The organism is Limosilactobacillus vaginalis DSM 5837 = ATCC 49540, from assembly GCF_000159435.1.
Taxonomy (GTDB): Bacteria; Bacillota; Bacilli; order Lactobacillales; family Lactobacillaceae; genus Limosilactobacillus; species Limosilactobacillus vaginalis.
The window spans coordinates 237,544-260,907 of the sequence record NZ_GG693412.1; the positions used below are offsets into that span (position 1 = coordinate 237,544).

General features: G+C 40.3%; 24 protein-coding genes. 13 read left to right on the plus strand and 11 right to left on the minus strand.

Features of this window, described 5'->3' with window-relative positions; genetic code table 11:
- Positions 1-104: 104 nt before the first annotated feature.
- Positions 105-341 carry a hypothetical protein gene (locus HMPREF0549_RS01065; RefSeq protein ID WP_040530635.1) on the plus strand — a complete coding sequence of 79 codons (237 nt, stop codon included), beginning with the start codon at positions 105-107 and terminating at the stop codon, positions 339-341.
- 118 nt (positions 342-459) lie between these two features.
- On the opposite strand, the gene HMPREF0549_RS01070 is transcribed toward HMPREF0549_RS01065, so the two are convergent.
- Entirely contained in the window at positions 460-771 is a 312-nt protein-coding gene (locus HMPREF0549_RS01070) for an ArsR/SmtB family transcription factor (RefSeq protein WP_040530638.1), read from the minus strand.
- 134 nt (positions 772-905) lie between these two features.
- Positions 906-2,864, minus strand: coding sequence for a LysM peptidoglycan-binding domain-containing protein (locus HMPREF0549_RS01075; RefSeq protein WP_003716398.1), 1,959 nt, complete (start codon positions 2,862-2,864; stop codon positions 906-908).
- A gap of 337 nt (positions 2,865-3,201) precedes the next feature.
- On the opposite strand from HMPREF0549_RS01075, the gene HMPREF0549_RS01080 reads away from it, so the two are divergent.
- Positions 3,202-4,137 carry a LacI family DNA-binding transcriptional regulator gene (locus tag HMPREF0549_RS01080; RefSeq protein ID WP_040530641.1) on the plus strand — a complete coding sequence of 312 codons (936 nt, stop codon included), beginning with the start codon at positions 3,202-3,204 and terminating at the stop codon, positions 4,135-4,137.
- Between the two features lie 97 nt (positions 4,138-4,234).
- Here HMPREF0549_RS01080 and HMPREF0549_RS01085 read toward each other — a convergent pair whose 3' ends face one another.
- Positions 4,235-4,435: an LBP_cg2779 family protein gene (locus HMPREF0549_RS01085; RefSeq protein WP_003716400.1), complete on the minus strand. Its 201-nt coding sequence runs from the start codon at positions 4,433-4,435 to the stop codon at positions 4,235-4,237.
- 226 nt (positions 4,436-4,661) lie between these two features.
- Between HMPREF0549_RS01085 and HMPREF0549_RS01090 the strand changes: the two genes are divergently transcribed.
- From HMPREF0549_RS01090 to hisS, 3 genes are all read left to right on the plus strand, one after another.
- The gene (locus HMPREF0549_RS01090; RefSeq protein WP_003716401.1) at positions 4,662-5,282 is read left to right on the plus strand and encodes an LVIS_2131 family protein; all 621 of its coding nucleotides are present in this window, start codon (positions 4,662-4,664) and stop codon (positions 5,280-5,282) included.
- Positions 5,283-5,379: 97 nt separating this feature from the next.
- Positions 5,380-6,555 (plus strand): MFS transporter, encoded by a 1,176-nt coding sequence (locus HMPREF0549_RS01095; protein ID WP_003716402.1) that lies wholly within the window; start codon positions 5,380-5,382, stop codon positions 6,553-6,555.
- Positions 6,556-6,701: 146 nt separating this feature from the next.
- On the plus strand, positions 6,702-7,979 hold the full coding sequence (gene hisS, locus HMPREF0549_RS01100; protein ID WP_003716403.1) for a histidine--tRNA ligase: 1,278 nt from the start codon (positions 6,702-6,704) through the stop codon (positions 7,977-7,979).
- A gap of 75 nt (positions 7,980-8,054) precedes the next feature.
- Here the strand turns inward: hisS and HMPREF0549_RS01105 are convergent, their stop codons facing one another.
- Together HMPREF0549_RS01105 and HMPREF0549_RS01110 are read right to left on the minus strand one after the other, a co-directional pair.
- Positions 8,055-9,056 carry a D-2-hydroxyacid dehydrogenase gene (locus HMPREF0549_RS01105; protein ID WP_003716404.1) on the minus strand — a complete coding sequence of 334 codons (1,002 nt, stop codon included), beginning with the start codon at positions 9,054-9,056 and terminating at the stop codon, positions 8,055-8,057.
- Between the two features lie 149 nt (positions 9,057-9,205).
- Positions 9,206-9,847 carry an NAD(P)H-hydrate epimerase gene (locus HMPREF0549_RS01110; RefSeq protein ID WP_003716405.1) on the minus strand — a complete coding sequence of 214 codons (642 nt, stop codon included), beginning with the start codon at positions 9,845-9,847 and terminating at the stop codon, positions 9,206-9,208.
- A 116-nt stretch (positions 9,848-9,963) separates the two neighbouring features.
- Here HMPREF0549_RS01110 and HMPREF0549_RS01115 point away from each other — a divergent pair, with 116 nt between their 5' ends.
- A complete protein-coding gene (locus HMPREF0549_RS01115; protein WP_040530645.1) occupies positions 9,964-10,281 on the plus strand; it encodes a DUF7671 family protein in 318 nt (105 codons plus the stop codon).
- Positions 10,282-10,446: 165 nt separating this feature from the next.
- Here HMPREF0549_RS01115 and HMPREF0549_RS01120 read toward each other — a convergent pair whose 3' ends face one another.
- Entirely contained in the window at positions 10,447-10,845 is a 399-nt protein-coding gene (locus HMPREF0549_RS01120; protein WP_003716407.1) for a DUF488 domain-containing protein, read from the minus strand.
- A gap of 64 nt (positions 10,846-10,909) precedes the next feature.
- On the opposite strand from HMPREF0549_RS01120, the gene HMPREF0549_RS01125 reads away from it, so the two are divergent.
- From HMPREF0549_RS01125 to HMPREF0549_RS01155, 7 genes are all read left to right on the plus strand, one after another.
- Positions 10,910-11,545: a DNA-3-methyladenine glycosylase gene (locus tag HMPREF0549_RS01125; protein ID WP_040530647.1), complete on the plus strand. Its 636-nt coding sequence runs from the start codon at positions 10,910-10,912 to the stop codon at positions 11,543-11,545.
- A gap of 2 nt (positions 11,546-11,547) precedes the next feature.
- The gene (locus HMPREF0549_RS01130) at positions 11,548-12,723 is read left to right on the plus strand and encodes an AAA family ATPase (protein WP_040530649.1); all 1,176 of its coding nucleotides are present in this window, start codon (positions 11,548-11,550) and stop codon (positions 12,721-12,723) included.
- Positions 12,720-14,015, plus strand: a complete 1,296-nt coding sequence (locus HMPREF0549_RS01135) for a vWA domain-containing protein (protein ID WP_003716410.1) — start codon at positions 12,720-12,722, stop codon at positions 14,013-14,015. Before HMPREF0549_RS01130 ends, HMPREF0549_RS01135 begins: the two co-directional genes overlap by 4 nt.
- Entirely contained in the window at positions 14,012-14,305 is a 294-nt protein-coding gene (locus HMPREF0549_RS01140) for a hypothetical protein (protein WP_003716411.1), read from the plus strand. The genes HMPREF0549_RS01135 and HMPREF0549_RS01140 overlap by 4 nt, the downstream gene beginning before the upstream one ends.
- Before the next feature lie 45 nt (positions 14,306-14,350).
- Positions 14,351-16,264 (plus strand): M13 family metallopeptidase, encoded by a 1,914-nt coding sequence (locus HMPREF0549_RS01145; protein ID WP_003716412.1) that lies wholly within the window; start codon positions 14,351-14,353, stop codon positions 16,262-16,264.
- A gap of 371 nt (positions 16,265-16,635) precedes the next feature.
- Positions 16,636-17,262, plus strand: coding sequence for a helix-turn-helix domain-containing protein (locus HMPREF0549_RS01150; protein ID WP_040530655.1), 627 nt, complete (start codon positions 16,636-16,638; stop codon positions 17,260-17,262).
- An 89-nt stretch (positions 17,263-17,351) separates the two neighbouring features.
- Positions 17,352-17,861 carry an O-acetyl-ADP-ribose deacetylase gene (locus HMPREF0549_RS01155; protein WP_003716415.1) on the plus strand — a complete coding sequence of 170 codons (510 nt, stop codon included), beginning with the start codon at positions 17,352-17,354 and terminating at the stop codon, positions 17,859-17,861.
- A 128-nt stretch (positions 17,862-17,989) separates the two neighbouring features.
- On the opposite strand, the gene HMPREF0549_RS01160 is transcribed toward HMPREF0549_RS01155, so the two are convergent.
- From HMPREF0549_RS01160 to HMPREF0549_RS01180, 5 genes are all read right to left on the minus strand, one after another.
- A complete protein-coding gene (locus HMPREF0549_RS01160; protein ID WP_003716416.1) occupies positions 17,990-18,682 on the minus strand; it encodes an ABC transporter permease in 693 nt (230 codons plus the stop codon).
- A gap of 12 nt (positions 18,683-18,694) precedes the next feature.
- Positions 18,695-19,444 (minus strand): ABC transporter permease, encoded by a 750-nt coding sequence (locus HMPREF0549_RS01165; protein ID WP_003716417.1) that lies wholly within the window; start codon positions 19,442-19,444, stop codon positions 18,695-18,697.
- A complete protein-coding gene (locus HMPREF0549_RS01170) occupies positions 19,434-20,321 on the minus strand; it encodes an ABC transporter ATP-binding protein (protein WP_003716418.1) in 888 nt (295 codons plus the stop codon). The genes HMPREF0549_RS01165 and HMPREF0549_RS01170 overlap by 11 nt, the downstream gene beginning before the upstream one ends.
- A gap of 125 nt (positions 20,322-20,446) precedes the next feature.
- Positions 20,447-22,384: an FtsX-like permease family protein gene (locus HMPREF0549_RS01175; RefSeq protein WP_003716419.1), complete on the minus strand. Its 1,938-nt coding sequence runs from the start codon at positions 22,382-22,384 to the stop codon at positions 20,447-20,449.
- Positions 22,385-22,386: 2 nt separating this feature from the next.
- The gene (locus HMPREF0549_RS01180) at positions 22,387-23,142 is read right to left on the minus strand and encodes an ABC transporter ATP-binding protein (protein WP_003716420.1); all 756 of its coding nucleotides are present in this window, start codon (positions 23,140-23,142) and stop codon (positions 22,387-22,389) included.
- Positions 23,143-23,364: the final 222 nt, after the last annotated feature.

A 23,364-nucleotide genomic window follows, 5' to 3' on the forward strand; every position in this document is an offset into this window, starting at 1 on the left:
TAATATACTATTTTGACTAAAATGACTATTATCATGATAAAACTTTAAAAATATTTTTAGGTTATCCGAAAATGACAGTATAATAGACAATGGAGGTGTTAGGAATGACGACGGTTTATATTCAAGACAAAGAAAACGCAACTCAAGAATTTAATTGTTCTGATGGTTCCACTGGTGTACTTAAAGTGGAAGATTTAACAACGACACCAACATATTATTTTAAGTTTTATGCTCATAGTCACCCGAGTTTTCGGTTAACCGATAATGACTTTCATGATGGAAAGAAAGTTGTGATTCGGGACATCATGGCGAAAGATCAAATTGCTTTAAAGTTTACTTAGTTTCTGTGGATAGTGGGACGCTAGGTAAAAATTAAATATAATAAAACGGGCGGGAATGTGATAGGAGTCGTTTGTGGCTTCATTTCACGTCCCCGTCCGTTTATTTTTCCGTTAGAAATTACCGATGGATTATTTGCTCTGCGTGTGAAAGCACATCTGCAATCAGCGTCATTACTTGTGGATCTTCGAGGCGGTAGATAATCGTTTTTCCGTCGCGTCGCTGTTCGACCAAATTAAACTTGCGGAGTAGCTGCAGTTGGTGGGATACCCCTGATTGTTCCCACTTCATCCGTTGACTAATTTCCGTTACGCTCATTGAATCTTGAATTAAGAGATATAGTAATTGCAGTCGTTTCGGATTACCAAGTAACTTAAATAATTGACTAATCTCCTCTATGTCAGCAAAAGCTCTCCCCGTTTGACTAATCATGTAATCACCCTTTTCACTATCCAAACTCAGGCCAAAACATATCAATACATATAACTCTATTATATAACAAATGCGCTTAAGTATGATTCTTTTATCATGCTTAAGCGCATTATTTTAATGATTTAATTATTTGATTAGAGAACGATTCGTTGACCCGCAACAATTCTGTTTGGATCAGAAATGTTGTTTAAGCGAGCCAAAGTTTCGTAGCTCATTCCATACCGGGCAGCGATTGCGGAAAGGGTATCGCCAGCTTGGATGGTGTATGAACCACCGTTGCTTGATGAGCTTGCTGCATAATGATGGCTTGTGTAACCTGAAGTACCAAGGTTAAGAGTCTGACCAACATAAATCCGGTTTGGGTTAGAAATGTTATTCAAGCGAGCCAGAGTTTCGTAACTCATTCCATACCGGGCAGCGATTGCGGAAAGTGAGTCACCGCTCTTAACGGTGTAGGATCCAGCAGATGAAGCAGTGGAATGGTTAACAACATTGGAAACGGTAGAAGTAGAACCAGAGCCTAATCTTAATACTTGGCCAACGTAGATCCGGTTTGGGTTGGCAATGTTGTTCAAGCGAGCCAAGGTTTCGTAACTCATTCCGTACCGGGCAGCGATTGCAGAAAGCGAGTCACCAGCCTTGACGGTGTAACTACCTGCTGAAGTAGTACTAGTAGTTACTTGGTGAGTAGAATTAGCTGTAGTTGAGTTAGCACTTAGTTTCAATACTTGACCAACATAAATCCGGTTTGGATTAGAAATGTTGTTCAGGCTTGCCAAAGATTCATAATTGGTACCAAATTTGTTAGCAATTCCGGAAAGAGTGTCACCGGATTGAACGGTATATGTACCTGTAGCACTAGAACTGATGTTAGCAGTATTGCTTGAAGTATTAGTGTTAGTTTGTGAACTGGCTTGTTGCCGGACAAGGAGCCGTTGACCAACGTAAATCCGGTTTGGATTACTAATATCGTTTAATGAAGCAAGGTGGTTAACGGTAGTACTGTAGCGGTTAGCAATTCCAGAAAGGGTATCACCGGATTGAACTGTGTAGTAACCGGTATTACTTACACTCGAACTGCCACTATTGTAACTGCTGTTATCACCGTTATTGTTCTTATTAGTAACGACCTTACCGGAGAAAGCAACTGAGTCAAGTTGGGTTAAGTTATATGTCCGAATAAGGTTAATCAATGCGTTTGCATAGCTAGGATCTGTTGCGTAGCCGTCTTGACGAAGCTTGTTAGCAACTGAAACGTAATTAGTATTGCCAAGCAGGTTCCGGTAACGACTATTAACATTGAGGAACCGCCCATGATCGGTTACTGATTCAGAGTTGTTAGCGTATGCCCGGAAATTAGCGTTAACGTAAACTGAGCGACCGCCGTAGACTTCCCGAGTCCGCATTACTACTGAATGACCATTGTAAGAACCCTTAATCCCGAAAAGGTTATGGGCACTAGTTGATAAGCTTGACCGTCCCCAGCCACTTTCAAGAATTGCTTGGGCCACGGTAACGGATGGGAGAACTCGATATTGGTTCCAACCATCAATTGCCCCTTGAGCAACACTTTGGATAAACTGTTGTGAATGAGCGTTACTGCTAAAGTGAAGCGAATTTAAATCAACTGAAGATGCTGGAGCTTGAGCTGCATAAGCTGCCGTTGTGTTAGCTGAAGCAGCTGCTGATTGCGGAGCGACTGCAGAACTCGTAGCACTTGTTGGTGCGGAGCTTGCAGAAGAAGCTGAAGCAACGGTAGAAGTGGCAGCACTAGCAGAGCTAACTGCAGCGCTCGTTACCTTAACGTTTGAGGCTGCAACGGTTGCAGAAACAACTTCACTATTACTGCTGGTGTTGGCGCTTTGACTGGCAACATTATCAGCAGCACTGCTGTCAGTATTGTTACTATTAGAATTAGTATTAGCGGTAACTTCAGTGGCGTTATTGCTGGTTTGTTGCGTTTCATCGGCATGAGCTACAGCACCGGTTGCTGTTAGCAAGGTAACTGCAGTTAAACCAGCGAACATCCATTTTCGACCGCTCTTATACATTTTATAATGCGTTGTCGAATTTGTTAGTTCTGATCGATTCATTTTTCTGACTCCCCCTAGAAAAACTTCTTGGAACTTTATTAACTAATCGAACAATAATCAAAAGGTAATAAAAAGTAAAAGTTTTTAAGAAGTTATTAAGATTTCAAACTAAATAAAAAGTATCATTAATATGTTAAAAGAGCAAGTAATTTTAACATTTATCGTTATTATAAAAACAACGATTATTTATTCTTATCAATCGAAAGATATATTTCTAAATAACTTCTATTAATAAACACTATATCACTAGTTGTTTAATTAAAATTATTTTGTTTAACCCCAGAGCTTGATATTAGGATATAATGAAAAACAGTTTGAGAAAGATTGGGGAAGAAGTATGGTAGCTAAACTACAAGATGTGGCTAAATTAGCTGGTGTTTCCGTAACAACTGTGTCACGGGTAATTAACAATTATGGTTCCTTAAGTGAAAAGACCATTAAGAAAGTTCATCAAGCAATGAACCAGTTAAACTATCAGCCGAATGCTCTTGCACGGGCAATGCAAGGAAAACCGTCAAAATTTATTGGCTTGATTTTCCCTAATCTTACGAACCCGTTCTTTGCTGAATTAGTTAATGAGTTGGAGCACCAGCTTTTCCTAAAAGGGTACAAGACGATTATTGCTTCTTCGGCTGAAAATCGCGAAATTGAACATGAGTACTTAAACATGCTTTTTGCTAATCAGGTAGACGGAATTATTTCAGGTTCCCATAACCTGGGAATTGAGGAATATCAGCAACTGACTGCGCCAATCGTTTCCTTTGACCGTTATCTTTCTGATAATATTCCAATTGTTGCAGCCGATAGTTATCGTGGTGGTAAATTAGCCGCTCGTTTTATGATCCAACATCAGGTGAACCGGTTGGCAGTAATTGTTGACGAGGATACCTCCGTTTCGCCAACGTTAAATCGGCTGCAGGGGGTAGTTGACTATCTGAATGATCAGGGCCACAATTTCGTAACCTTAACTAAAGAAGAAATTGACCAGACAGACTTTGCCAAACAATTTGATGGTGTAATTGCATCGAATGATGTTCAAGCACTAAGGATCATTTCGCAGTATCGACAAAAGGGGTACCAAGTTAATCGTGACTTTTTTGTCACTGGATATGATGGCTCACAATTGATTTGTCAAATTGCCCCACAATTACCGACTGTGGTTCAGCCAATCCATGCCCTTGCTGAGAATTTGATTTCGACATTATTTGAACGGATAGCTAACCCGAGAAAGAAGATTGAATCAGTAACATTACCGGTAAAATTTAGGGAATAATCAGTTCACTGTTCTAATGAATAAATTAGAGTTTTTTATACATATAAGGCCCCTAACATTCATTTTTCTTGAATGCTAGGGGCCTTGTAATATTAAATTAATCGTTACTGGTGTTGTTGCTTTGCATGAACCGTTCAATTAATTCGGCTTCTTCATCAGTTGCGTTACTGTTACCAGATTTGATATCGTGAATCCGTTCAACAGATAAGTGACTACCAAAAGCAACCTGATTATCGTTCATGTCGTGCTCACGTTCAAATTTGATCAATTCCTGGGCAATTTCGTTCAAATTATCCATGAAATAAAATTCCCCCCTTAGTGCTATTTAGCAAAGCTAATATAAGATTAACTAGTCCTATTGTAGAACATTCTTTGATTCGATGCCAAAATTAAGTTTATCATAGATTGCGAGAATGAAATGGAATAAATATTTAAGTTTTGGTGATGTGGGCGGACAATGGTATGATTTTGTGTGATAATCAATATAAGTTAAGTCTATTGAGAAGAAATGGAGAATTAAAATTATGAGTTGGAACTGGCTAGGCTGGTTAATGTGGATTCTTGGAATTGGCTTTTTAGGTTTTGTAATCCATTATATTCGGGTAAAGCAGCTAATGTTAATTGCTAAAACGAAGAAACGGTTTGATGGTAAATTGTTTACCCAGTATGTGGTAATGAGTTTGGTGGCTATTTTATGGTTAGGAAGCTTGGTATACCTTCGCTTTATTCAACCGATTAACTACAATGATCGTCAACAGGTACAGCTATCCACAAAGTACCAACCATTACAATTACATGATCAAGGGAACGATTATTATTATGTTCTTGCTAAGCATAGTACATCAGGGAAGCGACCGATCGTGTCATACACTTATTGGGCTGATAATTCTAAGTACATGGTTAGTTCCCGATTTAGTTCAATTAGTGATGGAGCGCAGCTTATTCCTGTTGAAGCAACGAGCTTACCATGGAATAAGGAAAAACTGCAGAAAATTGATAACGAATCAGGACATGCATTTGCTGCGGTGATGACGGGCCATTACCGTAATACACCGTTAAATGGTCTTAGCTTACGAGCAAATCATATTGCGTCTAGTTATACTCTGCTTCGGGTGCCACAGGAAAACATGGTAGCTGAACACTAATTAATTATAAGGATTTAATATTGGGATTGAGATTGTATCTCAGTCTCTTTCTTTTTGAGGAGTTCAGTAAAAAGTTGTGGGATTAGAAAAAGAACGAATGAAGAAAGAAAAAACGGTTCAATTAAAGTGGGTGGCATTAGCAAGCTTGCTGAATAATACTGGGGCTGCCTTTATCTGGCCGTTAACAACGATGTATGTTAACAAATATTTAGGACAAACGTTAACAACTGCGGGAGTAGTGATGCTCCTGATATCAATTGCAATGATGGCTGGTAATTACATTGGGGGATGGTTGTTTGACCATTGGAGTTCTTATCGAACGGCTTTGCTAGGCGTGACATGTTCGACCATTCCGATTATCCTACTGATTTTTATTCACGGTTGGCCATGGTATGCGGTGCTGATGGTAATTAATAGTTTTGGTGATGGGATTAATATGACGATTGTTAATTCCTACGGGACGGCGGTTGCCAATCACCCAGCACGCTTCGTGTTTAACTACATTTACATGGCATTTAATGTGGGGGTAGTGTTGGGAACCCTTCTTGTGGGTGTCTTATTGCCGATTAGTGTCGTACTGGTCTTTAGCGTTGCCTCGGCATTCTATCTAGGCTTAACCCTAATGGTACTCTTTACGTTTAATATTGAGGTTAAAAGTATCGGACAGCAACGCTCAAAGCCAGGTCGACGAATCAAGGGCCGTTCAAAATTTATTGCCCTGGTATTCTTAATTTTGATTAATGTAATGACGATTCATATTAGTTATTCGCTTTGGGAAAGTGTTATGGCAGTTCATATGACTAATATGGGAATTCCGTTTTATGCATATAGTTTATTATGGACACTAAACGGGATCATTATTATTATCGGTCAACCATTAGTTAACAAGTTAAGTCCCTATATGCGGCTTTCAACCCAGATTGTGTTAGGAATTTTAATTTTTGCCAGTTCGTTTTTCTTCTTAATCTTTGCCCATAACTTGGTCGAATTTGTAATTGACTTTGTGGTTTTGACGATTGGGGAGACATTGAGCTTTGCAGGATTGCCAGCATGGATTACTCAATTGACTGGGACTGCTAATGCTGGTCACTATCAAGGCTTGTACAATATTGTCATTTCAGTTGGCCGAGCAATTGGGCCGCTTTATGGCGGGTATGTAATTGAACACGGCAATTATCAAGAACTATTTTTCTCGGTTTTCATGCTGATGATTGTTACCTTGATGTTTGTAGGAATAAAATTATTTCATATTCACCAGCAGCAGGCACGGTAAAGGTACAAAAAGTCTGCTAGCTATGGTAAAATCACACATGGATAATTAAGATTAACGATTAATTATAGAGAGACGATTTAATTTATTAGTCGCCCTCTAAGGCACTTTGTCTTAGGAGGGCGCTTTATTTTGAAGGGAGTACCAGTATGGAATACCAAAAACCAAAAGGAACCGCAGATTTACTACCAGGGACGACTAATCTTTGGGAAAAGGTTGAAAAAGTTGCGCGTGAAGTCTTTGACCAATTTGGTTACCGCGGTATCCGGACACCGATGTTTGAAGATTACAATGTCTTTTCACGAAATGTTGGTGATACTTCGGACATCGTTGAAAAGGAAATGTATGATTTCCATGATAAGGGTGACCGGCACATTGCCTTGCGTCCAGAGGGAACTGCTGGTGTTGTTCGGGCATACGTTGAAAATAAGTTGTATGGTCCTGAATATCCTAAGCCATATAAGGTTTACTACATGGGACCAATGTTTCGCTATGAACGTCCACAATCAGGACGCCAACGGGAATTCCATCAAATTGGTGTTGAAGCATTAAATAATGAATCTCCACAAATTGATGTTGAAGTAATCGCAATGGCAATGCAGCTGTTTAAGCGGTTCGGTGTTCCAAATGTGAAGTTAACAATTAATACTTTAGGTGATAAGCAGGTTCGTGAAGACTATCGTGAAGCATTGATTAACTTCCTGAAGCCCCACTATGATGAATTGAGTTCTGATTCTCAGGAGCGGATGTACCGGAACCCTCTCCGTGTTTTAGATAGTAAGGATGCTGGAGACCAAAAGATCGTTGCTCAAGCACCATCCATTTTGGATTACCTGGACGAAGAGTCACAGAATTACTTTGATCAAGTTCAATCCCTATTGAAGGAACTTGGAATTGATTACGAAATTGATACCAACATGGTTCGTGGTCTGGATTACTATAACCACACGATCTTTGAAATTATGTCAGATTCACCAGTATTTGGGGGCGGCTACACTACTGTTTGTGCGGGTGGTCGTTACAATGGCCTTATTAACCAGCTTGGTGGCCCTGAAGAAGGTGGAATTGGTTTCGGAATGGGAGTAGAACGATTAATGTTGCTCCTTCAACAAGAGAATCCAGAATTTGCTCCTCAAGATCAATTAGATGTCTTCTTTGCTAGTGCAAATGAAGCTGGCGATAACCTTGCCTTTAAGATTCTAAATCAAATCCGTGATAAGGGCGTTGTTGCTGATAAAGATTACAGTGGCGTTAAGGTTGGTAAGCAAATTAAAGAAGCTTTCCGCCGTAATGCAAAGTACTTTGCGGTCTTTGGTGAACGTGAAGTTGATGAAGGGCAGTTCCAACTAAAGAATGCTGCTACTAAGGATACGGTTGATGTTAAGATTGCAGATTTTGTTGCTGAGCCAACAAAGTATTTGCGGTAAATAGTAAAGGGGCCAGGAAAAACATTTTGTTTTTCCTGGCCCCTTTATCTATAATTGATAATTTTTATTTAAGGTTTACTTTACTTCAACTGGTGTTTCTGGAGTGTTGCCTTCAACTAATGCGAGGTTATTATCGAATGCCTTAACTACCATGTTGCGAACTGCGTGAGTAGTGTAGAAGGCGGTATGTGGAGTTACCAATACATTAGGACGGTCAATTAAGTCCTTTAAACGTGCATCTGGGAAGTCTTTACCTTGCCAGTCTTCGTTGAAGATCCCAACTTCGTCTTCGTAAGTATCCATAACGAAACCAAAGAGCTTACCACTATCCAATGCCCGAACAACAGCATCAGTATCTACTAATGCACCACGTGATACGTTAACAAGAACTACGTCATCCTTCATCTTAGCGATAGTGTCATCGTTAATCATGTTAATAGTATCCTTCAATGCAGGAACGTGAAGGGAGACAACATCAGCTTGCTTGTAAAGATCATCAAGTGAGTCTACGTAGTAACCCTTCTTTTCAAGTTCAGGATTCTTGAAGGCATCGTAAGCAATAACCTTTGCGCCGAAGCCTTCCATGATTTGCATGTAAACTTGGCCAATGTGACCAGTTCCGATAACCCCAACAGTTTGGTCACGAACTTCACGACCAATAGTTGGTGCCCAGCGAAGGTCACCCTTAGCGATCTTTTCGTCTAAGACCTTGTCTTGACGAAGAACACGTGCAGTTTGGATTGCGGCATGTTCTGCGATTGCATTTGGTGAGTAAACTGGAACATTGGTAATTTCAAAGCCAAGTTCCTTGGCCTTATCCATATCAATGTTATCAACCCCAACGTTCCGCAGTGACATCTTAGTGATTCCTAAGTCTGCCAATGCTTGAAGCGTTTCAGGAGTGTAATCTAATTGTTGGTATACAACGACACCATCAGCACCCTTTGCTAAACTAGCAGTTTCAGGTGTTAATAGCTTATCGGTGAAGTCAACCTCAACTGCAGGATGAGCAGCAGCCCATTCCTTTAAATAAGGTTCTTCATCTTTTCGGATACTAAAAGCAAAAATTTTACTCATAATGGTCCCTCCATTTAAGATAGTTCAAATACAATAGAATCATATTAACTATGAGAACTATTTCACTAATTATCTGAGATAATGCATCTAAAATCAAGCTTATTCAGTGATATTTTATACATTTAAATTAAAAATGAATATTAATATCACTAATCGTCAACTGGATATGTCCCCATATCACTAGCAACAACTACCCGACCAGCATGTTTTTTACCAGCACTTTTAGTTAAACCAACCTTATTTACAGCAAAGGTAACGGTTGCCGTTGCATTAACGGCAACGCCCATTACTTCTCCAGTATCGGTATTAATACCTGATGGCATATCAACGGCAACCACCACGGCGTCACTATTATTAATAGCCTCAATTGCTGTAGCATAGTTGCCTTCAACAGGACGATCAATGCCGATACCAAACAGGGCATCGACAATCAATGATGCGTCTTTCAGAACATTAAGATCTGAAGTTTGCGGAATTTTATAGTACTGACAAATTCGATCTTGAACTTGGTGTTCATTGGAAGCGTGGTCCGGATTACCAACATTTAGAATAGTGACTTTTACACCGGCAATATGGAGGAGACGGGCGACATCTAGTCCATCTCCGCCGTTATTGCCACTTCCGGCAACCACCACAATGTTTTGTAAATTCAACGGAAATGCATTTAGTACTTCATCACGAACTGCCAATGCTGCGCGTTCCATCAATACTAATGACGGAATGCCAATTGTGTTAATTGTGTATGAATCATAGTGTCGCATTTGTTCAGCGGTAATTGCTTTGTCTGCCATAATGGAAACCTCCTGAATATAAACTACCTTTAGCTTAGCACTTTTTGTTAATTGTGAGCGGGACTAGAGGAGAGTAGAATATGGTTAGGTTAACTTATGGCTGGAGGAAGAGAATAGTGAGTAAAAAAGGAAAGTATGAAGTTCAACGATTTACATGTATTCCGGTTGAGACAGATGATAACGGTCAGTATCAACTGAAAGTAGATCAACAAGGGAACGCCAAGATCCATATTTGGCGAACCGGGAAACATACAAAGGGAAAATATCAACGGCCCGGGCAATTGATGTTAACGGAAAATAATCTGATGGCCGTTATTATTGCCGCTGAGCCAATGGCATTTAAAGATCGTCATAGTGAAACGCCACTTCAACGTTTTCTAACGACTTTTGTGGATGATGCGGTTTTGCAGCAAGGGTTGAAGCTATTAAAATAAGTTACTGTTAAGGCCAAAAGTACAATTTTTAGCATAATTACTATCATAATTTAAAACAATAACCCCCGAAAATCGATTTTCGGAGGTTATTGTTGCTTAAAAAGGATATCTAAATGCTAAAAATCCATTTTTGGCGTTTATCTTTAGAGCATTAAGGAGATTATGTTAATTTTCGCTTTTTTTAACTGAGTGAACCTTAACTCCCAAATCAGATGCGAGCTTGTCCGCAAGAACCACAGCTTGGTTATGTTCTTCATCCTTGGCACCGTAAAGTAAAATGACGTTTTGGGATTTTAGTTCTTCCTGAATAATTGCACGAAGGGTGTTGTAGTAGGAAGGCGCAGTTGCAATCTCATTCAGGTAGCGTTCCTTAAATTCTGGGAAGCGGGCAACATCGTGACCATACCACTTCCGCAAGTCGTTACTTGGGGCAACTTCTTTCATCCACCGGTCAAGGTGTGCTTTTTCTTTAGAGATCCCACGGGGCCAAATACGGTCGATAAGGATTCGGTAGCCATCTAGGTCAGCAGGCTTTGTATAAATTCTTTCTAACTTTAATTCCATAATAGTGAATCCCCTTCTAATTAGTGATACTTTTAGAATAGTACAAGTTGAGGAGGAATCAAGGATGCTAACAAAATATCAACGGTTTTTCACAGGTCGTCCTACAGAAGAGATTGCCCGATCGTTATTAGGAAAACTAATTACTTATACTAGTGTCGATGGGTCAAAAACTGGTGGATTAATTGTGGAAACTGAAGCTTATCTTGGCGAAAGTGATTCTGCTTCACATGCATATAATGGTCGACGAACGAATTATTCTGAATCGCTTTATGGTAACCCGGGAAATATTTATCTTTACCAGATTAGGGGGCATTACTGCTTTGACGTAGTTGTTCAGGATGCCGAAGAGCCTCAGGGAGTCCTTATTCGGGGACTAGAACCGACTGTTAATCAGAAACAAATGACAATTAATCGGGGGATGAGTGGCTTTAATCTTAGTAATGGTCCCGCAAAGTTGGTTCAAGCACTCGGAATTCATTCACGAGAATTGGATGGTCATCCATTAGAAACAAGCCCCTTAACGATTGAACTTACTGCTGGTCGGAAGCCGCGTGAGATTACAACGACAAGCCGGATCGGGGTGAATTTAAAGGGTAAGGATGGTCGGAAACCATACCGCTTTTATGTTAAGGGAAATCCTTACGTTTCTGGTTTGCGGAAGCGAGAAATGAACTTAGATAACCATGGATGGGAGGAATAGCAATGGCCCTGACATATCAGCAGCTCCTGATTACGGTCCCATTAGTTTTACGCGCTGGAAATGTTCCCAGCATTGTGGGTGAAGCTGGCTTAGGAAAGTCCGCCTTAGTAGAGGAAGTTGCTAAAAAGATGGACGCTAAACTATATACCACCGTAGTTAGTTTGAGTGAAAAGGGAGATCTTGCAATTCCGGTTCCGCCGCTGACTAGCGACTCCTTTGTTGAAACAAAAAATCATGGCCGTTTAGCAAATGTTCAGTTTGGTTATTCTGAAACGCTGGTGTCAATCGTTCGCTATGCTGAAGAGAATCCTAACCGAGCTATTATTTGGTTCCTGGATGAATTTAATCGGGGACCGCAGTCTGTTCAGAGTGAACTGATGAATCTGGTTCTCCAACGTCAAATTAACAGTTTGCGTCTTCCGGAAACAGTTAAAATTGTGATTGCCGAAAATCCGGATAACACGATGGAAGGTTTTGAAAATAGTGAATATGCGGTTTCAACTGGTGATGCGGCAATTAAGGATCGGACTGTTCGTTTAGTAATGGCTAGTTCGACTAATGAATGGCTCGAGTGGGCTAAAAAGCCCCGTGGACAGGATAAGCGTTCTCAAATTAACCCGTTGGTAATTGAATATTTAACACAATATCCAAGCCGTTTAGTTCAGCCGCATCAATTTGGCTCTGATTTAACACCAACACCAAGAGCGTGGGAGCGAGTTTCGCGGAACTTGGACCAATTACAGAAGCTTCCCGGAAAAGTACAAGCACAATTGGCACCTGACTTGTTTAGCGGTGATTTGGGAACTGAAATTGGGGTTTCGTTTGCTAAATTTGTTCAAGCTCACGGGGTTCGCTTAAAGGTAAGCGATATGATAAACCAAGCCGGACTAGAAACTGACTTCCAACAATTAGAAGAAGCAGATAAATTATCGCTCTTACGTGAATGGGTTAGAAAATATCCGGAAACGTTAGCCCAGAATAGCGGGGCAGCCAATTTTAGTTCATACTTAACCGGTATTAGTCCGGATGGCCAATATTCGCTTATCCAGCAAGTCGGTGAAGACGATGAATTATTAAATAAAATGTATAATACCGCTAAAGAAGATCCTGCCGGTGCGGTGGCAGAATTGTACGAAACTGGTGCTCAAATAGCTACTTATGGAGACCGTGGCGAATGAATCAACTAGCAAAAATGCTTGAGCAATTAAGAAAAAATACTTCAGATTATGAAATGACTCAGCGTGTTCTTACTCAAGCTATTATTCAGGTTCTCCAGAGTCAGCGGATCCTTGGTGAAATTCTTCTGCAAGTTCCGCGACGGGTTGTTCAGGAACAAGATGCAACTTTGGGTCTCTTTTGGCAGAAAGATCAGATTGAGTTAAGGGTAGTTCCTCAAAAATTAGCCGAATTGCGAAGTGATGAAGTAGTAATTTTGTTAGAACATGAGGCTCTTCATTTATTATGGCAACACCCGCTACGTTATGCTAATTCTCCTACGCCAGAACTAGTTCAATTGGCAACGGATATTGCTGTTAATCAATATTTACCAGAAGTTCCCCGTGAAACAATGACGCTAGAAAAACTGCAACGTTATTTGCAACGGCGAATTTTGCCGCATCAAGATTCGAGTAGCTATCTTCGGTTGTTAAAAAATCTGTCAGATCAAGATAGGCAGAAGCTACGACGAAAAGGTAAACGGGGTGCAGACCAGGATACTCAGGCAAAGTCTTCTCAGGTGGTTCAAGAAACGCATCAGGGATGGCAACTAGGGGATGCTCAACCTACTTCAGGAATTCAACAATTGCGGTTAGCTCAGTTCAAGAAGATCTTGCATCAGGCATATATGAATACTCCGAAAAAGGATCGTGGATTATTACCAGGTGATATTTTAACAACTTTATTGAAACCACAGATAAATAGTCGGTTTACTTGGCAGCAATTAGTTAGCCGCCAAGTAGGGACATTAGCTGCGGGAAGAGAAGAAGCAGCATACAGGTTCAATCGACGTCAACCCTGGCGGATGGAGCTTCCGGGAGCAGTTAGCCGACTTGTTCCCCGAGTTTTAGTCTTTGTTGACAACTCTGGATCGGTGACTGATGATGAGCTGGAAAAGATATTAAGTCAGATTAGTTACTTGACGAATAGCGATCATCTTCCGGTGGAAATTTATCTGTTTGATGCGCGTGTTCATTCTGAGCATTATCAACATATTGAAAATGGCAAGCGGGTTATTTTTCACCGAGTTGGTGGCGGAGGAACAAGTTTTCAATGCATATTTGATTTTCTCCATGATCGTCATATTAATCCGACAAACTCATTAGTAGTAATCATGACTGATGGATGGGGTGAGCAAAAGATTAACCCGTACAATTTCCACCAGGTCGATTGGTTGGTAACGGGGGCAACTACAGATTTATCACTTCAACGTCCGGTTGGGCGGGTTCTTAGCTTAAAGAAGGAAATAAAATGACTGAATTATTAAAGCCGACAGTAATGAAACAGATCTTAACCCATTCGAAAGAATACCAGCGGGCAGTCAAGCTCCTGAACGTTGATTGGGATCTGGGAAATCAGATGCTCTTTCAGGACCGGGTAATGGCTGCGGATATAATTCTAGCTCGTCAGCTACAACACCATCACTTAATAATCGGGAACGTTAACCTTGATGATTATCAAGCGGTTGGTCAATTATTAAGCCAGCATTCTCAATGGTTTAGTGGAGCTGCGCGGTTCGAGCTCTTAAAGCCCTTTAATGGATAACGGATAATTAAAAATAGTATAATAAATGTATGACTGATAAGGAGGATGAAGAGCGTGACAGTGAATGAACAAGAAATAAAAAATGACTTATATGAAGCAGTTAATGGAGAGTGGTTAAAGGCCGCCAAAATTCCTGATGATAAGCCAGCAACCGGAGGCTTTAATGACCTTGTTGACGAGATTGATAAGCAACTCATGGATGATCTAGATGCTTATGCAGAGGGAAAAGAAAAAAGCGATGATTCTCGTTTCAACGAGATGGTAAAGCTATACCGGGTTGCTAAAAAATTCGATTTCCGTAAAAAAGTTGGTCCCCGGCCCCTTAAGCGGATGCTTACAAGTATTGAAGAATTAAAGTCATATGATGAATACCAGGGTCAATGGCGGAACTGGATTATGGCGGGGATGCCGTCACCGGTTGTCTTTGATATTGATGCTGATATGAAGAATGCAACTGTTTATGCTCTGTTTGCTTCTGCTCCTTCATTGATCTTGCCAGATAAGAGCTATTATGAAGACGATAAGAAAGAGCAGCACGATCAATTATTGAAACTATGGTCATCAATGGTTGCTACCTTGATGGACAAGCTGGGTTATAGCAAAGATGAGGCTGCTAAACACATTGAAAATGCTAAGAAATTTGATGCCTTACTTGCACCAAATGTCAAAAGTGCTGAAGAAGCGGCTGATTACAGTAAAATGTATAATCCGCAAACCGTCGAAGAATTAGCAGGTTCAACTGATCAGCTTGACCTGGCAGATGTGATTAAACGGTTGGTTAAAACGACTCCGGAAAAGGTCATTGTAACCGAACCAAAATACTTTAAGGCGCTTAATGGGATCTTAACGGATCACTTTGAATTGTTTAAGAGTTGGGCATTAATTAACGTTATCCGGGCTAATGCTAGTTACCTTGATGATGAGATGCGGGAGATTAACGGTCGTTATAGTCGAGCACTTTCTGGTAGTAAAAAGCCAATCAATCAGCGGAAATTTGCTTATTACTTGGCAAGAGATGTCTTTAGCCAAGTAATGGGTGACTATTACGGGAAAAAGTACTTTGGTCCCCAAGCCAAGGAAGACGTCCACCATATGGTTGAGCAGATGATCAAGGTATACAAGGGCCGACTAGCTAACAATGACTGGTTAAGCAAGGCTACCCGTGATAAGGCGATCTTGAAGTTAGACAAGTTGGGTATTCAGGTCGGGTACCCAGATAAGATTCCAGCACTTTATGATCAAATTAAAATTGATGAGGGTGAGTCATTAATTGCAAACCTCAATCAAGCTAACATTGTCGCAAATCGTGAGATGTTTAGTCGGTGGAACAAGCCTGTTGACCGGATGCGCTGGGAAATGAGTGCGGCAACCGTAAACGCATATTACCACCCGTTTAAGAATATTATCGTCTTCCCGGCCGCAATCTTGCAGGCACCATTCTATTCACTAAAGCAAAGTAGTAGTGAGAATTATGGTGGAATTGGTGCGGTAATTGCTCATGAAATCTCGCATGCCTTTGATAATAACGGGGCCCTTTTTGATGAATTAGGGAACCTCAATAACTGGTGGACAGAAGAAGATTCCGCCCATTTCAAGCAGTTAGCACAAAAGATGATCAAAGAATTTGATGGAATTGAATTTGCTGGTCAGAAGGTTAATGGGAAGTTGACTGTTTCCGAAAACATTGCTGATGCCGGTGGCTTGAGCTGTGCCTTAGAGGCTGCCAAGCAAGAAGATGACTTTGACGCCAAGAAGTTCTTTATTAACTGGGCAACAATTTGGCGAATGAAAGCCACTAAGCAGTATGAACAACTGTTACTTTCCATTGACGTTCACGCTCCGCAAAAACTCCGGGCTAATATCCAAGCCGAAAACCTCGATGACTTCTACTCCGCTTTCAACATCCAACCTAATGATCCGATGTTCAAAGCCCCTGAGGATCGGGTGAATATTTGGTGAGTGTGTGAGCCGTGACGAATTAGCAACTGAGCACTAGAAAATCCCGGACGATGATTGGCTTGCAATCAAGGACGGGATAGCTAGGCGGAAGTTGCGGTCACGGCTAACAGTCCTTGGTAATGTTGCATTAGAACTGCTAGCTCTAGCAAGTTCCTGGCGAGCACGTTTTAGCTATGCTGCAGTAGCACTGATTGCGGCACTTCTACTTCTAAGGTAAGTTCAAAAAGTTCCACTTGTCTTGCGAGAATAGACAAGTGGAACTTTTTTGTTGCCACGATGCTTAGCGTGACATTTAACGTACTTTTGGTTATCTTAGTATCAGAATTATTTCCCGGGAAATCAATTTAATATCGGTGGAGGTTAAATTGGAGATGAATTTTGCTCAAAAAATGAAATCTTATCGACAGAAGAATAATTGGACCCAGCAAGATATTGCTGAAAGGCTAAATGTTTCACGAAAAACAATTTCCAGTTGGGAAAATAGCCGAAGTTATCCAGATATCTTTATGTTGGTTCAAATTAGTGACCTCTACCGTGTAAGTTTAGATGATTTATTACGGGAGGATCATAAAATGATTGATAGCTATAAGCAAGAACATGAAATAAATAAAAAAGAACGGCGGACTTTTATCTTTAGCTACATTATTAACGTTATTATGTCAGTAATTTTATTAGCAAAGCCTGTGATAATGGGTAACTTAACTCTGCGAAAGTTCACGTGGGTATTAGTATTAGCGCTAATTTTCAATACGGTTGTTCTTCTAAAGTATATTGACTGGAAAAGGTTGAAGATGAAGTACGGATTCTATATTTGTTGGCTTGTCTTGGCTGTGATGCAATTTGAGCTAACTGCTTCGTCACTTTCAGTAATGCCAGGAGATATCCATAACTATTTAGGATATGTTTCTGGAAGGGTTACGGGATATATCTTATTTGGCTTTTGCGTTACCGCTACAATTTGGCTATATCCGCAATTTAAATCCAAAATTGAACAGTAAGAATCGACAGAGGAATTAAATCTTTGAAAGAGGGGATTTAGTTCCTCTTAAGTTCTATAATAAAAAATATCAGGACAGGAGGGAGAAAAATGCACCAGCTCAAAGCAATCCAAGGAGATATTACTCAGGTTCACGTTGACGCGATTGTCAACGCTGCTAATACAACGTTACTTGGTGGCGGTGGTGTTGATGGAGCGATTCATCGGGCTGCTGGCCCTGGATTGTACGCTGCTTGTTTGAAATTTCATGGTTGTCCAACCGGTGAAGCACGGATTACACATGGCTTTCGTCTGCCAGCAAAGTACGTTATCCACACGCCGGGACCAATTTGGCATGGCGGTACTAATGACGAGGACGAATTGTTAGCTAATTCATACCGGAATAGTTTGCAGCTTGCTGAAGAAAACGATTGTCGTACGGTAGCTTTTCCTTCTATTAGTACTGGAGTGTATGCTTTTCCGTTAGCTCGGGCTGCTCACATTGCCATCACAACAATCCGTGATTTTCTTAAAACGAGTCAGGTTGTCGATGAAGTTGAGATGGTCTGTTTTGATCCAATCACCTATGCAGCTTACCAAAAAGAAATCAAAGAAGAATAGTAAAAATAAACTTCAAGAACTTAATTGTAAAGCTCTAGAAGTTTATTTGTTTAAAATCTTTTTCTTCTAAACGCTAAGTATCCTAGTCCTGAAATCAAAACGATATAGCAGCAAGTTCCCCAGAAGAGTTAGCTGTTAGAAAGCATGGAAGTGGGATGGTAGGATGCGTAATTATAATATTGAGTTGTGAGATTAGTCATGTTAAGGGGGTTCCACTTGAGGATTTGATCAATTCCCAAGTTAGCGTTTAGTAAACTTGCAGAAAAGCCTCTCCCCATAAAAATGATAATCGCATTAATCGCAATAACAATTGCATCGGAGTTAATCAGACAAGAGAAGAGACACAGTAAGCTGATAATTAAGGTTGAAGTTATGATGTCAATACCAGTCGTCGCTAGCATGTTTACTACTAGTGGCTGATGGTATTTATAAATACTTGTCCATGATACTGGTGCATTGAGAAGCGGAATAATATTTAAAAGAACGGTAAAGATAATTGCTAAAAGGTGAAGGGCTACGTTATAGATAAATAGTGCAATGTACTTTGCCATAAAGGTAGCTAGTTTGCTCGATGAATGATAAATCAGTGCAAGGATCGTATTGTTTTGAAATTCTGTTGAAAAAATAGTTGATCCAAGGATGACAAGAATTAGCATAATAATGTCGCTGGAATTATAACAGGTCATCACAAGCAAATTGGAATAGTCTCTCCCCGTTGCTAATCCCATAATAATCATTAGGCCGATCATTATCACGGGCATCCACCAAGTGAGTTTGCGGTGACTGAGTTTATAAAGTTCACGATGTAATTCGGGATACATACTTGTCCCTCCCTATTTTTGGTAGTTTTTAAAGGCCCACAGTCCCAAAATAATGAATAGTAGGGTATAGCAACCATTACCGAGAAATAATTCAAAATTACTGAGATGGGTAATTTTAATTACACTTTGATTAGATAGTTGAACAATGATGTTAATCATATTAAGCGGGTTCCACGCCCATAATTGTTTCGGAAGGATATTCATTAATAGCCCAGAAAAATTAGCTCCCAAAAAATCGACTGCAAGGCCAATAATGATGACAATTGAATTTGACTTCAACAAGATAACCAAAAGTAGTGAGAGAGAAATGGTAAACAGTAGGTAGATAAAAGCGCCTAGAAAGTTATACCCTAACGCTGTAATCAGGGAATAACCATGAAAATTGTCAGACCACGAATAGTTATTTCCTAGAAGCAGCATCAAAATCAGTGAGCAAATAAAGCCAGCCAATAACAAAGTAATCCCATAAACCACTAGAGTAATCAATTTAGCAAGGTAAATGGTAAACGGGTGGTTACTCTTAAAAAGAAGTGTGACCATTGTGTTGTTACGATATTCCATTGAAATAGAATCAGCACTGACAGCAACCATAATAATCGCACACCATTGAATAGCCCCAAATCCCTGAGTGATCAAGAAGGGGTTAACCTTGTATGCAGGAATGCTGCTATAAAGCATTAGCGCGATCATAATAAGAAGGCCGTAAAGAGAAGTTCGCTGGTGAGTGAATTTATAAATTTCTTGTGACAAATTATTTCCCATTTGAATTCTCCCGCCTTTCTTTAAGGACAGTAATGATTTTCTTCTCGAAAGATGGGACATTAGGAACAAGTTCCCGTAACCAGACCTGGTTCTTGAATAGTATTTGTTGAATTTGAGAGAGTGCATCCTTATTAACAATTAGTCCAGTAGAGGTAGGGATTACAGTAATGGAATTAGCGGTTAATAATTTAATGGCGGTTTGATTATCAGTGGTTACCAAGCGATATTGCTGACTGTCTCTTTCTTGAAATTGGGAAACGGGGACATCCATAATGATATGTCCCTGGTTTAAAATGATTACGGAAGTCATTACCTTTTGCAGTTCGCTTAAAACATGACTTGAAATAAGAAATGCGGTTCCCTTGTGTGCATACTCGTGAATTATTTTTCTGATAAGAATGGTAGTTTCGATGTCTAAACCATTCATTGGTTCATCTAAGATCACAAACTGGGGATGGTTAAGTAGAGCTAATGCGATCCCTAATTTTTGTTTCATCCCAATTGAATAGCTTTTGGCCTGACGCTGAATATAGGAATTCATTTGTAGTTTAGTGATTAATTCAGCGACCTCACCTTTATCAGTTGAATATAGGGAGAGATTATCCTTTCCGCTTAAAAATGGGTAAATTGCAGGATTTTCGATCAAGGCCCCAACATTTTGTAGAGCCTTGTGATTATTGGCAGTAATGGGCTGATTGTTAAAAGTAATCGATCCGGTGAATTTTGTTAGACCCAGAAGAGTTTTCATAATGGTTGTTTTACCTGCGCCGTTCGGTCCAATTAAACCCACGATTTCACCCGGCTTGATACTAAATGAAGCATTCTCGATTATCTGCTTACGACCATAGAAAATATTAAGATTCTTCACGGTTAGCATTGAATCATCTCCCCAATAAGTTGAATTCACCTTAATTCTATATGGGGGGGTTCATTAATCAATAGGTGAACAAATTAAAAACTCTTAGTACGCTGAATCTGGTAATACTAAGAGCTTTTTTGAGATTAATTTTCCTCAACCTGGCCATCAACAATTTGACGATATGTGCGGGTAGTCAATCCATAGAGAATAAGGTAAAGGATAAGGAGACTGATTGCTACAATTATTCCCACAGTGATCATTAGCGGAAGGTTGTAGAAGTTAAGTTGAATCATGATTTGCCGAATTGCCGGAATGGCAAAACAAAGGTTAACGATTGCACCAACTACGGGAAGAAGGAAGACCATTAAGACCTGACTGTGAATACTTTTAACGGTTTCCTTTTCACTAAGCCCAACCTGTTGCATTGTCTTAAATCGTTTCCGGTCAGCATACCCTTCAGAAATTTGCTTGAAGTAGATGACGATTGTTGTTGTGATCGCTAGTGCCAAGCTGATAAGGATCCCAACGAAAACTAGTCCGCCGTAGAGACTGTTAATCAACGACGTGATCGTTGCCTTGCCGGTAAATGAAAGGTTATTAATCCCGAGCTTTGCTTGTAAGGCGTTTTCAAATTTAATTCGTTGCTTTTGGTTTCCTGATAATTGGTAATTAAAGGTGGTTACGGTGGTTAATGGTAAGGACTTCGGAAGCTTATTAGCGATAATAAAGGTCGGGGTATAAATACTATGATCAGGATTGAAGTATCCTGAGAAGTGCTGAAGCTTTCTTGCATGATACTTTTGATTGTTAACGATCAGCGTCCCGTCATGCCCCTTATTATTGGTATAGGTTAATGCTTCATTACCCGTGAGATGAACATGCTGATTAGTGATGCGATTATATTCGTTAGTTGTTAATAAAATTACTGAACTACTGGCTTTACTGTCCATTTTTTGAATACTGCCCTGACTAATGAATTTGTTATCCCGCCAGTAGCCATACTGTGGAGTTGTCATTTTGTAAGTTAGGTAATGATTAATTTTAGCGTGGTGCTGACGAGCACTGGTGTTGATTACTCTTTTCTGCTCTTTTGTTAATCCTTGATTGCTTGTAATTACAACGTCTTCTGGAGCGTAGGATTTAACCGTACTACCAATCCCAACGTAAAGGGTAATTGAAGTGAAGAGAATTACAAGGATTGAACTACAAAGCAAACAAATAGTGGCAAGACTGGCGCCATTTTGCTGCATTCGCTGAATCATTCCGGAAACAGCAATGAAATGGCGAGGCTTGTAGTAGAAGTGGCTGTTTTTCTGGAGTAATTTTAAGAGAATGATGCTCCCGATGATAAACACTAGGTAGGTACCGATTACTAATAGAATTACTGCTAAAAGGAAATGTGAGATAGCAGAAATCTTGGGCTTAATTGTGAGTGTAATGTAGTATGCCCAGATTAAAAGAGCAAAGCCTAAAATCCCGGCGATTGAATATAAAATGCCATGACGTTTTGGTGTTACTGCTTCGGGATGCCGGAGCTGGTTTGGAGTTAACCGGTGAAGTTTGACTAGATCAATCACCATAATGATCGCGAAAAGGCATCCGGTTAAAATAATTGTTTTAGTAATTGCTGATGAAACGAACCACGGTTGAGAGATGTGTCCAATATTTAAAAGATAGCCGAAACCAAGGAAGGCTAATTTTTCAAAGATGATTCCGAAGGCTAATCCGGCAACTAGGCTAATGACCATTAAATAGCACTTCTCGATAATTGTCAGGAGTTGAAGATTATGACTGGTCATTCCTAACATGCTATAAAGGCCGATCTCCCGGCTCCGTTGCTGCCAAAGAAAGCGATTGACATAGATTAGGAATGCTAAGGTAACGAGGAAAATGAACTTGAAGCCAAGATCCAACATTGCTGAAGTAACAGCCCCAGTATTAAGTTTCTTTAAGCTTGAGTTAGCTTCAATTGCAAGAAAGATGTAGTTAATAGCGACAAGCATAATGGTCGCCATTAGGTAGGGACCATAACTCCGCATGTTTCGCTTAAAACTAGAATTGATTAATTTAAAGTACAGCATCCTTATTCACCACCGTTCGTAAGGGTCATCATTGTATTGCTAATCTGCTCTTGGTATTCCTTAAGCGAGTCATCGCCACGGAATAATTCATGGTAAATTCTGCCGTCTTTAATAAAAAGAGTTCGCTTAGCATGACTAGCAGCGGCAGCACTATGGGTAACCATGATGATTGTTTGTCCATTACCGTTAACAGTATCAAAGAGATCAAGAATTTCATTACTGGTATTTGAATCAAGGGCACCGGTTGGTTCGTCAGCTAACAGGAGATCGGGTTGAGCAATTAATGCCCGGGCAATTGCTACCCGTTGTTGTTGACCACCAGATGTTTCTGTTGGAAAACGATCAATGATTTTGTTAATCCCTAATGCTTTAGCAAGCGGCTTAACCCGTTTAGCCATTTCTGCTACGGGAACCTGGGCTAGAACCAACGGGAGGTAAATGTTATCTCGGTTGGAAAGACTATCCAGGAGATTAAAGTGCTGGAAAATAAAACCAAGGTGTTCGCGACGGTACTTAGCTGCCTCGTCAGCGGTCAGATCGCTTAAATCTTGCCCGTTTAATAAAATTTCACCGGCACTAGCCTTTTCTAAGGTTGCGATGATATTCAACAAGGTACTTTTTCCAGCGCCAGATTCACCCATGATTGCGATGTATTCACCAGCGTTAACGTCAAAGCTAATATCTTTGAGTGCGTGAACTGGGTGAGTTGAATTAGCATTATATGTTCGTTTAATATGGCTAAGGTGTAAGAGGTTCATGATGATTGATCCTTTCTTTGATGGTTGAATTTGTGAGGATTGGGTAGCTGAGGTTCTAGGCGACTGAGTCAAAATGTGTTCGCCGTGACCGCAACTTCCGCCTAATGTTCGAATGCAACATAGTCAAAATGTGTTCGCCCTAATGCTTCGAATGCAACATAGTCGAAACGCGCTCAGCCTAAGCTCCCTCAAGATAACGACCTCTCTCCTAGGCGATAGGTC